Source organism: uncultured Xylophilus sp. (assembly GCA_913776965.1).
Lineage (GTDB): Bacteria > Pseudomonadota > Gammaproteobacteria > Burkholderiales > Burkholderiaceae_C > Xylophilus.
Genome location: CAJYQL010000015.1, coordinates 11671 through 24486 on the forward strand (window position 1 = coordinate 11671; position 12816 = coordinate 24486).

10 protein-coding genes are annotated in these 12816 nt (G+C 70.9%); 4 read left to right on the forward strand and 6 right to left on the reverse strand.

Features of this window, described 5'->3' with window-relative positions; translation table 11 throughout:
- Window positions 1–9: 9 nt before the first annotated feature.
- The gene (gene purL / locus QZ500_RS01625; RefSeq protein WP_295849975.1) at window positions 10–4047 is read right to left on the reverse strand and encodes a phosphoribosylformylglycinamidine synthase; all 4038 of its coding nucleotides are present in this window, start codon (window positions 4045–4047) and stop codon (window positions 10–12) included.
- 132 nt (window positions 4048–4179) lie between these two features.
- Here purL and map point away from each other — a divergent pair, with 132 nt between their 5' ends.
- Together map and QZ500_RS01635 are read left to right on the forward strand one after the other, a co-directional pair.
- Window positions 4180–5007, forward strand: a complete 828-nt coding sequence (map, locus tag QZ500_RS01630) for a type I methionyl aminopeptidase (protein WP_295849977.1) — start codon at window positions 4180–4182, stop codon at window positions 5005–5007.
- An 88-nt stretch (window positions 5008–5095) separates the two neighbouring features.
- Window positions 5096–7732, forward strand: coding sequence for a [protein-PII] uridylyltransferase (locus tag QZ500_RS01635; protein ID WP_295849979.1), 2637 nt, complete (start codon window positions 5096–5098; stop codon window positions 7730–7732).
- 72 nt (window positions 7733–7804) lie between these two features.
- Here the strand turns inward: QZ500_RS01635 and QZ500_RS01640 are convergent, their stop codons facing one another.
- Genes QZ500_RS01640 through QZ500_RS01650 form a run of 3 tightly spaced genes read right to left on the reverse strand, consistent with a single transcriptional unit; the run spans window position 7805 to window position 10880 of the window.
- Entirely contained in the window at window positions 7805–8854 is a 1050-nt protein-coding gene (locus QZ500_RS01640; RefSeq protein ID WP_295849981.1) for an amino acid ABC transporter permease, read from the reverse strand.
- Window positions 8851–9825: an ABC transporter permease subunit gene (locus QZ500_RS01645; RefSeq protein ID WP_295849983.1), complete on the reverse strand. Its 975-nt coding sequence runs from the start codon at window positions 9823–9825 to the stop codon at window positions 8851–8853. Before QZ500_RS01645 ends, QZ500_RS01640 begins: the two co-directional genes overlap by 4 nt.
- Entirely contained in the window at window positions 9822–10880 is a 1059-nt protein-coding gene (locus QZ500_RS01650; RefSeq protein WP_295849985.1) for an amino acid ABC transporter substrate-binding protein, read from the reverse strand. The genes QZ500_RS01645 and QZ500_RS01650 overlap by 4 nt, the downstream gene beginning before the upstream one ends.
- 138 nt (window positions 10881–11018) lie before the next feature.
- Between QZ500_RS01650 and QZ500_RS01655 the strand changes: the two genes are divergently transcribed.
- On the forward strand, window positions 11019–11423 hold the full coding sequence (locus QZ500_RS01655) for a DoxX family protein (protein ID WP_295849987.1): 405 nt from the start codon (window positions 11019–11021) through the stop codon (window positions 11421–11423).
- A 30-nt stretch (window positions 11424–11453) separates the two neighbouring features.
- Here QZ500_RS01655 and QZ500_RS01660 read toward each other — a convergent pair whose 3' ends face one another.
- Window positions 11454–11999 carry a peptide deformylase gene (locus tag QZ500_RS01660; protein WP_295850009.1) on the reverse strand — a complete coding sequence of 182 codons (546 nt, stop codon included), beginning with the start codon at window positions 11997–11999 and terminating at the stop codon, window positions 11454–11456.
- Between the two features lie 80 nt (window positions 12000–12079).
- On the opposite strand from QZ500_RS01660, the gene QZ500_RS01665 reads away from it, so the two are divergent.
- Entirely contained in the window at window positions 12080–12502 is a 423-nt protein-coding gene (locus QZ500_RS01665) for a YbaN family protein (protein ID WP_295850010.1), read from the forward strand.
- Window positions 12503–12518: 16 nt separating this feature from the next.
- Here QZ500_RS01665 and QZ500_RS01670 read toward each other — a convergent pair whose 3' ends face one another.
- Window positions 12519–12785 (reverse strand): hypothetical protein, encoded by a 267-nt coding sequence (locus tag QZ500_RS01670; RefSeq protein ID WP_295850012.1) that lies wholly within the window; start codon window positions 12783–12785, stop codon window positions 12519–12521.
- Window positions 12786–12816 lie beyond the last annotated feature (31 nt).

The following is a 12816-nucleotide window of genomic DNA, read 5'->3' on the forward strand; positions in this document are numbered from 1 at the left end:
GTCCCGTTCTCAGCCGACCCAGCGGCGAGCGTTGTGCCAGATCTGCATCCAGGGGCTCGGCGCCGACGGATCGCCGCCGGTCCAGCTCATCTGGATGTTGCGGAATACGCGCTCCGGGTGCGGCATCAGCGCGGTGAAGCGGCCGTCGGCGGTGGTCACGCCGGTGAGGCCGCCGGCGCTGCCGTTGGGGTTGAACGGGTACTGCTCGGTCGGCTGGCCGGTGTGGTCCACGTAGCGCAGCGCCGCGATCGCCGCGCCCGCATCGCCACGGCGGGCGAAGTTGGCATAGCCCTCGCCGTGCGCCACCGCGATCGGCAGGCGCCAGCCAGCCATGCCCTCCAGGAAGATGCTGGGCGATTCCAGCACCTCGACCTGCGACAGGCGCGCTTCGAACCGCTCGCTGCGGTTGGTGGTGAAGCGCGGCCAGGCCTCGGCGCCCGGGATGATGTCGGCCAGCTCGGCGAACATCTGGCAGCCGTTGCAGATGCCCAGGCCGAAGGTGTCGGCGCGGCCAAAGAAACCGGCGAACTGGTCGGCCAGCGACGGGTGGAAGGTGATGCTGCGGGCCCAGCCGATGCCGGCGCCCAGCGTGTCGCCGTAGCTGAAGCCGCCGCAGGCGACCACGCCCTTGAAGTCGGCCAGCTGCGCGCGGCCTGCCTGCAGGTCGGTCATGTGCACGTCCACTGCGTCGAAGCCGGCGGCGTCGAAGGCGTAGGCCATCTCGACGTGCGAGTTCACGCCCTGCTCCCGCAGGATCGCGACGCGCGGCTTGGCGCCGGTGCCGACGAACGGCGCGATCGCCTGGCCGGCGCCGGCCGGCACCGCCCAGTGCAGGCCGGTGTCGGCGGGCGCGCCGGCGGCGGCATGCTCGCTGTCGGCGCACGCCGGGTTGTCGCGCTCGCGGGCGATCTGCCAGCTGACCGAATCCCAGACCTGGTGCAGGTCGGCGAGGGTGGCGCTGAACACCGCCTTGGTGTCGCGCCAGACCTCGACCTTGCCCTTGCCGGCGTCCATCGCCGAACTCTCCGGCCGGGTTTTGCCGACGAAATGGCTGTGCTTCGACAGGCCGTGGGCGCGCAGCAGCTGCATCACCTCGTTGCGTTCGGCGGTGCGCACCTGGAGCAGCACGCCGAGTTCCTCGCTGAACAGCGCCTTCAGCGTCAGTTCCTCGCGGCGGGCCGACACCTGCTGCGCCCAGTTCTTCGCGTCGCCGTATTCGGCGCGGCTGTCGGAGATGCCGTCGCCTTCGGTGACCAGCAGATCGACGTTGAGCGACACGCCGACGTGGCCGGCGAAGGCCATCTCGCAGGCGGCGGCGAACAGGCCGCCGTCGCTGCGGTCGTGGTAGGCCAGCAGCCTGCCCTGCGCGCGCAGGGCATTGACCGCGTCGACCAGCCGGACCAGGTCCTGCGGATCGTCCAGGTCGGGCACCGTGTCGCCGGTCTGGCCGAGCGTCTGGCCCAGCACCGAGCCGCCCATCCGGTTGCGGCCGCGGCCCAGGTCCACCAGCACCAGCGTGGTGTCGTCCTCGGACGCGTCGAGCTGCGGCGTGAGCGTGCCCCGCACGTCGCCGAGCGTCGCGAAGGCGGTGACGATCAGGCTGACCGGCGAGGTGACGCGCTTCTGCGTGCCGTCGTCGCTCCACTGCGTGCGCATGGACAGCGAATCCTTGCCGACCGGGATCGACACGCCCAGCGCCGGGCACAGCTCCAGCCCCACCGCCTTCACCGTCGCGTACAGCGCGGCGTCCTCGCCGGGTTCGCCGCAGGCGGCCATCCAGTTGGCCGACAACTTGACCCGCGGCAGTTCGATCGGTGCGGCCAGCAGGTTGGTGATCGCCTCGGCCACCGCCATGCGGCCGGAGGCCGGCGCGTCCAGCGCGGCGAGCGGCGTGCGCTCGCCCATCGCCATCGCCTCGCCCGCGAAGCCGGCGTAGTCGGCCAGCGTCACCGCGCAGTCGGCGACCGGCACCTGCCAGGGGCCGACCATCTGGTCGCGGTGGGTCATGCCGCCGACGGTGCGGTCGCCGATGGTGATGAGGAAGCGCTTGGAAGCGACGGTCGGATGCGACAGCACCGCGATCGCAGCCTGCTGCAGGTCCACGCCGGTCAGGTCCATCGGCGCGAACGTGCGCGCGACCGTCTGCACGTCGCGGTGCATCTTCGGCGGCTTGCCGAGCAGGACTTCCATCGGCATATCGACCGGCGTCGGCTGGCCTTCGTCGGACAGCACCAGCTGCCGCTCGGCGGTCGCCACGCCGACGACGGCGAACGGGCAGCGCTCGCGCTCGCAGAAGGCGCGGAACTGCTCCAGCGCATCGGGCGCGATCGCGAGCACGTAGCGCTCCTGGCTCTCGTTGCTCCAGATTTCCTTGGGCGCGAGGCCCGACTCTTCCAGCGGCACGGCACGCAGGTCGAAGCGGGCGCCGCGTCCGGCGTCGTTGGTGAGCTCGGGAAAAGCGTTGGACAGGCCGCCGGCGCCCACGTCGTGGATCGCCAGGATCGGGTTGGCCGCGCCCTGCTGCCAGCAGTGGTTGATGACCTCCTGCGCGCGCCGCTCGATCTCGGGGTTGCCGCGCTGCACCGAGTCGAAGTCCAGTTCGGCCGCATTGGCGCCGGTCGCCATCGAGCTGGCGGCGCTGCCGCCCATGCCGATGCGCATGCCGGGTCCGCCCAGCTGGATCAGCAGCGAGCCCGCCGGGAATTCGACCTTCTTCGTCTGCGCTGCGTCGATGGTGCCCAGGCCGCCGGCGATCATGATCGGCTTGTGGTAGCCGCGGCGGATCGTGTCGGTGTCGCTCGCGACGGTCTGCTCGTATTCGCGGAAGTAGCCGAGCAGGTTGGGCCGGCCGAATTCGTTGTTGAACGCGGCGCCGCCGAGCGGGCCCTCGGTCATGATCTGCAGCGGGCTGGCGATGTGGGCCGGCCGGCCGAAGTCGTCGCCCTCCTTTGGCCACAGGGTCGAGACGGTGAAGCCGGTCAGGCCGGCCTTGGGCTTGCTGCCGCGGCCGGTCGCGCCCTCGTCGCGGATCTCGCCGCCTGCGCCGGTGGAGGCGCCCGGGAAGGGCGAGATCGCGGTCGGGTGGTTGTGCGTTTCGACCTTCATCAGCACATGCTGCAGCGCGCTATGCTTTTGGTAGCTGTCTGCGCCCGCCCCACGAGCGCCGGAGGCCGATGTGGGCATGAACACCTCGCGCTCGCCGCCTTCCATGACTGACGCGTTGTCGGCATAGGCGATGACCGTGTGCTGCGGCGCGCTGCGGTGGGTGTGGCGGATCATGCCGAACAGGCTGTGCTCCTGCGCCACGCCGTCGATGGTGAACTGCGCGTTGAAGATCTTGTGGCGGCAATGCTCGCTGTTGGCCTGGGCGAACATCATCAGCTCGACGTCGGTCGGGTTGCGCGCCAGGCCGGTGAAGGCATTGACCAGGTAGTCGATCTCGTCGTCGGCCAGCGCCAGGCCGAAGCGGCGGTTGGCCTCTTCCAGCGCGGCACGGCCGCCGCCGAGAACGTCGACCTGCTCCATCGGCGCGGCCTGCAGCTCGGTGAAGAGCGCCGCCGCGTCGTCGCGGGCGAACAGCAGCGACTCGGTCATGCGGTCGTGCAGCAGCGCGCCGACGGCGCTGCGCTGCGCCTCGTCTAGGGCAGCCTTGCCGAACAGCAGCGGCTTCTGCAGCGCGATGCGGTACTCGACCACCCGCTCGATGCGCCGCACCGCGATGCCGCAGTTGTGGGCGATGTCGGTCGCCTTCGATGCCCACGGCGAGACGGTGCCGAAGCGCGGGGTGACGACCAGCACCTCGGCGCCCTCGTCGGCGGGCGCGGCCGGGTCGCCGTAGGTGAGCAGTGCGGCGAGGCGCTCGCGCGTGGACGGATCGAGCTCGCCTTCGGACGCCACCAGGTGCACGAAACGCGCCGCAATGCCGGTGATGCGCGGATGCACCTGCTGGAGCCGCGGCAGCAGCTGCTGGGCGCGGAAGCCGCTCAAGGCGTCGCCGCCGTCGAAGAAGGTCACGTGGAGCGTCTGGGCGGGGCGGGGCGTGGTCACGGGGTGCGGCCTGAAGGGAGATGGGACGGGGCGGACGGGGCCGGGCGCGGAAGGCGGCGGGCCGCTGGATGGGGCCGGCCGGGCGCTCGGGCAAACCCGCGGATTTTAGCGGTCCGGGGGATAATCCCCGGGATGAGCATCAACATCAAGACCGCCGAGGACATCGAGGGCATGCGCACCGCCTGCCGCCTCGCCTCCGAGGTGCTGGACTACCTCACGCCGTTCGTGAAGGTCGGCACCACCACCCGCGAGATCGACCGGCTCGCGCACGACTACATGGTCAACGTGCAGGGCACCCGTTCCGCCACGCTCGGCTACCAGCCGCCGGGCTATCCGGCCTATCCGGCCTCGCTCTGCACCTCGCTGAACCATGTCGTCTGCCACGGCATCCCGAACGACAAGCCCCTGAAGAAGGGCGACATCATGAACATCGATGTCACCGTCATCACGAAGGACGGCTGGTATGGCGACAACAGCCGCATGTACATCGCCGGCGAAGGCTCGATCGCGGCGAAGCGGCTGTGCGCGATCACCTTCGACGCGATGTGGATCGGCATCGAGCAGGTCAAGCCCGGCGCGCGGCTCGGCGACGTCGGCCACGCGATCCAGCGCTTCGCCGAAGGCCACGGCTTCTCGGTGGTGCGGGAGTTCTGCGGCCACGGCATCGGTCGGTCCTTCCACGAGGAGCCGCAGGTGCTGCACTACGGCAAGCCCGGCACGCTCGAAGAGCTGAAGCCGGGGATGATCTTCACGATCGAGCCGATGATCAACGCCGGCCGGCGCGAGATCAAGGAGTTCGGCAACGACGGCTGGACCATCGTCACCAAGGACCACAGCCTGTCGGCCCAGTGGGAACACACCGTGCTGGTCACCGAGACCGGCTACGAGGTGCTGACCCTGTCGGCCGGCAGCCCGCCGACGCCGGCCTTCGTCAAGGCACACGACAGCGTCGCCGCCTGACGGTCCGCACCGCGCCCGCCCGCGGGCCGTGCGCACGGCTCTTGCGTGCGGCCGGGCGATCCTCCACCCCTGCCGTCCCGCCCGCACGATGACGCCCACCGCCTCCCCCGACCTGCCCGCGCTGCGCGACGACTACCGGCAGAAGAAGACCGCCCTGCTCGCCTCTGCCGCCACCGGCGGGGCCTCGGCGCGTGCAGTGCAGGCGCTGCTGCGCCAGCTGGCGCGGCTGTCCGACGGCCTGCTGCAGCAGCTTTGGGACCGGGCCGGGCTGCCCGCCGGCTTCGCGCTGCTGGCGGTCGGCGGCTACGGCCGCGGCGAGCTGTTCCCGCATTCCGACATCGACGTGCTGGTGCTGATGCCCGACGGCTGCTCGCCCGACGGCGACGAGGCGCTGCGCCTGAAGATCGAAGGCTTCATCGGCAGCTGCTGGGATGCGGGCCTGGAGATCGGCTCCAGCGTGCGCACCGCCGGCGAATGCCTGGACGAGGCGGCGCGCGACGTGACGGTGCAGACCTCGCTGCTGGAGGCGCGCCGCCTGGTCGGCGACGCCACCCTCTTCCACCGCTTCCGCAAGGCCTTCCGCGCGGCGCTCGACCCGCAGGCCTTCTTCGCGGCCAAGATGCACGAGCTGCGGCAGCGCCACCACAAGTTCGAGGACACGCCCTACGCGCTGGAGCCCAACTGCAAGGAATCGCCCGGCGGGCTGCGCGATCTGCAGGTGATCCTGTGGGTCGCGCGGGCCGCGGGCTTCGGCGACAACTGGGACGCGCTGGCGCATGACGGGCTGGCCACGCCGTTCGAGGTGCGCGAGATCAAGCGCAACGAGGCGCTGCTGAGCCTGATCCGCACCCGCCTGCACCTGATCGCCGGCCGCCGCGAGGACCGGCTGGTGTTCGACCTGCAGACCGCCGTCGCCGAGTCCTTCGGCTACCGCTCGCAGGCGCCGGACGGCTCCCGCCTGGCCATGCGGGCGAGCGAGGCGCTGATGCGCCGCTACTACTGGGCCGCCAAGGCGGTCACCCAGCTGCGGCAGATCCTGCTGCTCAACATCGGCGAGCGGCTGAACCCGACCACCCATGCGCTGATCCCGATCAACGAGCGCTTCTTCGAGAAGGCCGGGATGATCGAGGTCGCGAGCGACGACCTCTACCAGCGCGAGCCGCACGCGATCCTCGAGACCTTCCTGCTCTACCAGACCGAGCCGGGCCTGCGCGGCCTGTCGGCCCGCACGCTGCGGGCGCTCTACAACCACCGCAAGGTGATGGACGCGGCCTTCCGCCACGACCCGGCCAACCGCGCGACCTTCCTGCGCATCCTGCAGCAGCCCGAGGGCATCACCCACGCGATGCGGCTGATGAACCAGACCTCGGTGCTCGGCCGCTACCTGCGGGTGTTCCGCAACATCGTCGGCCAGATGCAGCACGACCTGTTCCACGTCTACACGGTGGACCAGCACATCCTGATGGTGCTGCGCAACGTGCGTCGCTTCTTCATGGCCGAGCATGCGCACGAGTACCCGTTCTGCTCGCAGCTGGCGGCCGGCTGGGACAAGCCCTGGATCCTCTACACCGCCGCGCTGTTCCACGACATCGCCAAGGGCCGCGGCGGCGACCATTCCGAGCTCGGCGCGCGCGACGTGAAGAAGTTCTGCCGCGACCACGGCATCGGCGCCGAGGACACGAAGCTGATCGTCTTCCTGGTCGAGCAGCACCTGACGATGAGCCACATCGCGCAGAAGTCCGACCTGAGCGACCCGGACGTGATCGCCGCCTTCGCGCAGCGCGTCGGCAAGGAGCGCTACCTCACGGCCCTGTACCTGCTGACCATCGCCGACATCCGCGGCACCAGCCCGAAGGTCTGGAACGCCTGGAAGGGCAAGCTGCTGGAAGACCTGTACCGCTACACCCTGCGCGCGCTCGGCGGCCGTGCGCCGGATGCGGACGCGGTGGTCGAACAGCGCAAGCGCGACGCGCTGGTGCTGCTGGCGCTGCACGCCGAGCCGTTCGAAGGCCAGAAGCGGCTCTGGGATACGCTCGACGTCGGCTACTTCATGCGCCACGATGCGGCCGACATCGCTTGGCACGCCCGCCAGCTGTCGCGCCATGTGGAGCGGCGCAAGCCGGGCGGCGAGCGGCCGGTCGAGCAGCGCACCCTGGTCCGCGCGCGCCAGTCGCCGGTCGGCGAAGGGCTGCAGGTGCTGGTCTACACGCCCGACGCGCCCGACCTGTTCGCCCGGATCTGCGGCTATTTCGACCAGGCGGGTTTCAGCATCCTGGATGCGCGGGTGCACACCACGAGCAACGGTTACGCGCTCGACACCTTTCAGGTGGTGACCTCGATCCTGCCGGAGCACTACCGCGAGCTGGTGCACATGATCGAGTCCGAACTCGCCTCCACGCTGGAGGCGGCCGGCCCGCTGCCGGCGCCGAGCCGCGGCCGGGTGTCGCGGCGGGTGCGCAGCTTCCCGGTCGCGCCGCGGGTCGAGCTGCGGCCGGACGAGCGGGCGCAGCGCTGGCTGCTGGCGATCTCGGCGAGCGACCGGGTCGGCCTGCTGTATTCCATCGCCCGGGTGCTGGCGCACCACAAGCTCAACCTGCAGCTCGCCAAGGTCAGCACGCTCGGCGAGCGGGTGGAAGACACCTTCCTGATCGACGGCCCGGGCCTGCAGCACAACCGCACACAGCTGGCGATCGAGAAGGAACTGCTGGCGGCGATCGGCTCCTGATTCGGATGAAAATCGGGCTCCAGCGCCCGTCCCACCTGCGCAAACAGCTATCGAAAAAGTAGCAAATCCCGATTACACCGCGCCGCGGGCCAGCCGCCGCTCCAGCCAGCGGCTGTAGCGCGACAGGCCGAAGCACATCGTCCAGTACAGCAGCGCGAGTAACAGGTAGCCCTCCAGGTAGAACGGCCGCCAGACCGGATCGCCGCCGAGGGCCAGGCCGAGCGCGCCGGTCAGCTCGAACAGGCCGACCACCGTGACCAGCGAGGTGTCCTTCAGCGTGCCGATGACGATATTCACCAGCGCCGGTACCACCGCCCGCAGCGCCTGCGGCAGCACGATCTGGCGCTGCACCGTCCAAGCGCTCATGCCGAGCGCGACCGCCGAATCGACCTGCCCGCGCGGCACCGCCTGCAGGCCGCCGCGGATCACCTCGGCCAGGTAGGCCGCCACGAACAGCGACAGGCCGGCCAGCACCCGTAGCAGCACATCCGGATGCCAGCCCGAAGGCCACATCAGCGGCAGCAGGAAGGACGCCATGAACAGCACCGAGATCAGCGGCACGCCGCGCACCAGTTCCACGTAACTCGCCGCCAGCGTGCGCACCGCCGGCCAGCGCGACCGGCGGGCGAGCGCCAGCACCAGCGCGAGCGGAAAGGCCAGCGCCAGCCCGACCACGGCGAGGCCGATCGTCAGCGGCAGGCCGCCCCAGCGGCTGGTCGGCACCGGCTCCAGCCCGAAGACGCCGCCGCGCATCAGCACGACGAACAGCGCCAGCACCGCCACCCACGCGGGCGCCAGCCACCAGCGCCAGGTGCGCGGCCAGGCGCTCCCCACCGTGAGCGCCGACAGCAGGATCACTGCGACCGCCGGGCGCCATTGCGCATCGAACGGATAGCGGCCGAACAGGATCGGCCGCCATTTCTCGGCGACCACGCCCCAGCAGGCCGCATGGCGCGCCGCGCGGCAAGCGTCGGCATCGGCGCGGAACACCGCATCCAGCACCGCCCACTGCAGCGCATGCCAGCCCGTCCAGCCGAGCGCCAGCAGCAGCGCCACGCTGGTCGCCGCGCGCAGCGGCGAGCCGAACAGCTCGCCGCGCCAGCCGGCGTGCGCCCGTATCACGACCAGCCCCGCAGCGCGACGTGCGCGTTGTACCGGTTCATCGCGGCGGAGATCGCGAGCGACAGCGCGAGGTACACCGCCATCACCACCGCGATGCACTCGAAGGCGCGACCGGTGGAATTGAGCGAGGTGTTGGCGACCGACACCAGTTCCGGATAGCCGACCGCGACGGCGAGCGACGAGTTCTTGGTCAGGCTGAGCAGCTGGTTGGTGAGCGCCGGCACGATCACCCGCAGCGCCTGGGGCAGCACCACCAGCCGCAGTTCCTGCGCGCCGGTCAGGCCGAGCGCCTGCGCGGCCAGCACCTGCCCGCGTGCGACCGAGCCGATGCCGGCGCGCACGATCTCGGCGACGAAGGCCGCGCTGTAGAAGCCCAGGGCCAGCGTGATCGCCAGGTATTCCGGGCTGAGGGCGGCACCGCCCGTCACACCGAAGGTGCCGCGCTCGGGCCATTCCCACCGGCCGTCCACCGGCCAAGGCAATGCCAGCCCGCCCTTGCCGAGCCAGATGCCCGGCAGCAGCTCCAGCGGCTCGGTCGCGTCCGGCAGCAGCTGGGTCAGGGCGAAATACAGCATCAGCAGTTGCAGCAGCAGCGGCACGTTGCGGACCAGCTCGACATAAGCACCGCAAATGCCGCGCAGCAGCGCATGCGATGCCAGCCGCCCGATGCCGAGCAGGGTGCCCACCGTCACCGCGATCGCCACGGCCGGCACCGCCGCCCGCACCGTGTTCACCAGCCCGGCCAGGAACGCCCGCCAGAACGGCTGGCCGGCATCGAACGCGATCCAGCCTTCCGACAGGGAAAAGCCGGCGGAGTCGAACAGGAAGTCGAACCCCGACCGCACCCCGCGGGCGCGCAGCGTCTCCAGCGCGTGGTGCACCAGCCAGACGGCAGCGCCGGCCACCGCCGCGACCAGCGCGAGCTGCAGCGCCACCGCCAGCCAGGCGTCCCGCCGGCGCGGCGGTGTCATCGCAGCGGCAGCGCGTAATGCAGGCCGCCCTTGTTCCAGAGGTTGTTGGCGCCGCGCGGCAGCTTCAGCACCGACTTCGATCCGACGTTGCGCTCGAACATCTCGCCGTAGTTGCCGACCGCCCTGATCGCGCGGAACGACCAGTCCTTGTCCAGCCCGAGCAGCTTGCCCAGGTCGTCGCCGGTGCCGAGCAGCCGCTGCTGCGCCGGGTCCTTGCTGCTGCCCTTGAGCGGGTCGGCGTTGGCCTGGGTGATGCCCAGTTCCTCGGCCTCGATCAGCGCGTTCGGCACCCACTTGGCGATCGCGAACCACTCGTCGTCGCCGCGGCGCACCAGCGGCGCGAGCGGTTCCTTGGAGATCAGCTCGGGCAGCACGACGTAGTCGTCCGGGTTCGGCGCCTCCTTGTTGCGCAGGCCGGCGAGCGCCGACGCATCGGTGCTGAACACCTGGCAGCGGCCGGCGAAGAAGGCCTTGTACGACGCCTCGAAGCTCTCGAACACCAGCGTCTTGAGCGCGACGCCCTGCGCCCGGGACCAGTCGGCCACGTTCTTCTCGTTGGTGGTGCCTGACTGGGTGCAGACGGTCGCGCCTTTGAGCTGCCTGGCACTGGTCACCTTCAGCTTCTTCGGCACCAGGAAGCCCTGGCCGTCGTAGTAGTTGATGGTGGTGAAGTGGAAGCCGAGCGATGCGTCGCGGGTCAGGTTCCAGGTGGTGTTGCGCGCCAGGATGTCGATCTCGCCGGCCTGCAGGGCCGAAAAGCGCTGCTGCGAGTTGAGCGGCACGAACTCGACCTTCTTCGCGTCGCCCAGCACCGCGGCGGCGATGGCGCGGCAGCTGTCGACGTCCAGGCCCGACCACTGGCCCTGGGTGTCGGGTGCCGAGAAGCCGGCCACGCCGTTGGTCACGCCGCACTTGACGCTGCCGCGCTTCTTGACCGCGTCGAGCGTCTTGCCGGCGTGGGCCGGCAGCGCGGTGGCCGCGAGGGCGGCGAGCAGGACCGCCACGAACGGGCGAGCAGGCCGCAGCGGGCGGAGGGATGGAATGGGGGACGGCATGGCAAGGACTCCTCGGATCGACGACTGCACGGCAGTGTACGGGCGGCTCCGGCGGGTGGCGGTGTCCGGGAGCGTCGTCCGCAGGGCCCGTCGCGCTCCGCCACAATCCGGCTTCCACAACTGTCCTGGAGGCCTCTCATGGTCCGATCCGACGATACCGGCAAGCTCGTCCTGCGCGTGTCCCTCGGCATCCTCATCCTGCTGCACGGCGTCGCGAAGCTCGGCAAGGGCGTGGACGGCATCGCCGGCATGCTGGCCTCGAACGGGTTGCCGGGCGCGATGGCGTACCTGGTGTACGTCGGCGAGATCGTCGCGCCGCTGCTGCTGATCGTCGGCCTGTTCACCCGGCCGGCCGCCTGGGTGGTGGCGATCAACATGGTGTTCGCGATCTGGCTGGCCCACAGCAAGGACCTGTTCGCCCTGTCGAACACCGGCGGCTGGAAGCTGGAGCTGCAGGGCATGTTCCTGTTCGCCGCGGCGGCGGTCGGCTTCCTGGGCGCCGGGCGCTTCAGCCTCGGCGGCAGCAGCGGGCGCTACAACTGACGGTGCGCCGGCGGCCCGGCAGCGGCGCGATCAGTCGTCGTCCGCCGGGTCGAGCCCCGGGAACAGAACCTCCGTGAAACCGAAGCGGCTGAAGTCGCGGACCCGCATCGGGTACAGCACGCCGATCAGGTGGTCGCATTCGTGCTGCACCACCCGGGCGTGGAAACCGTCCACCGTCCGGTCGATCGGACGGCCCTCGGCATCGATGCCGTGGTAGCGCAGCTTCGCATGGCGGGGCACGACGCCGCGCAGGCCGGGCACCGACAGGCAACCCTCCCAGCCCTCCTCTTCCTCGCTGCCGATCGGCTCCAGCACCGGATTGAGCAGCACGGTGCGCGGCACCACCGGCGCGCCGGGATAGCGGGGGTTGGGCGCATCGGTGCCGAAGATCACCAGCTGCAGGTCCACGCCGATCTGCGGCGCGGCCAGGCCGGCGCCGTTGACCGCCTGCATCGTGTCGGCCAGGTCGCCGATCAGCGCATGCAGCGCAGGCGACCCGATCATCTCCGCCGGCACCGGTCGCGCGATGCGCAGCAGGCGGGGATCGCCCATTTTGAGGATGTCGCGGATGGCCATGGTCGTGCGGGGAGGATGCAGGACCGTCGAGCTTAGCGCGCCGTGCCGGCCGCAGCAGCCGGGCGCACAATCGATACTCCATGCCGACCCTCCCCGCCGCCCCTTCGTCGCCCCGGCTGCTGCCGGCGCCGCTGCGCTGGCTGATGGCCGTGCTGGCGGCCGTGTGCATCGCGCTGGGGGTGGTGGGCATCTTCGTGCCGGGCATGCCGACCACGGTCTTCATCATCGTCGCCGCCTGGGCGGCCGCCCGGGGATCGCCACGCCTGCACGGCTGGTTGCTGCGCCACCGCTGGTTCGGTCCGCTGCTGCGGAACTGGGAGGACGGCGGACGGATGAGCCGCCGGGCCAAGTGGAGCGCCACCGCGGCGATGGCGGCCTGCGCGCTCCTGGTGCTGGCGACGATGCACCGGCCCTGGACCGCATCGCTCGCACTCGCCTGCATGGACGGGGTGCTCGCGTGGCTCTGGTGCCGGCCGGAGCCGCGCGACGACAGCGCGGCTTGAGCGGCACCGCCCGCCGTCAGCGCCAGTAGCGTCCGCGGCCGCCGTAATAGCCCCGGCCACCGTAGTACCCGCGCGGGCCGTAGTAGGAGCCGCGGCTGTACGAGAAGCCGATCGACGGCGACACCACGACCGGAGCCGGCGCAGCATAGACCGGCGCCGTCTGGAAGTAACCGCCGTAGGTCGGATAGGTGGCGTATCCATCGACCGGCGCGACGACGCAGCCGGTCAGCAGCAGCGATGCGCCACCGAGCGTGGCGAGTCCGAGGGTTCGAGCGAGGGTCATGGGGTGTCTCCGCAAAACATGGGCGTCCAAC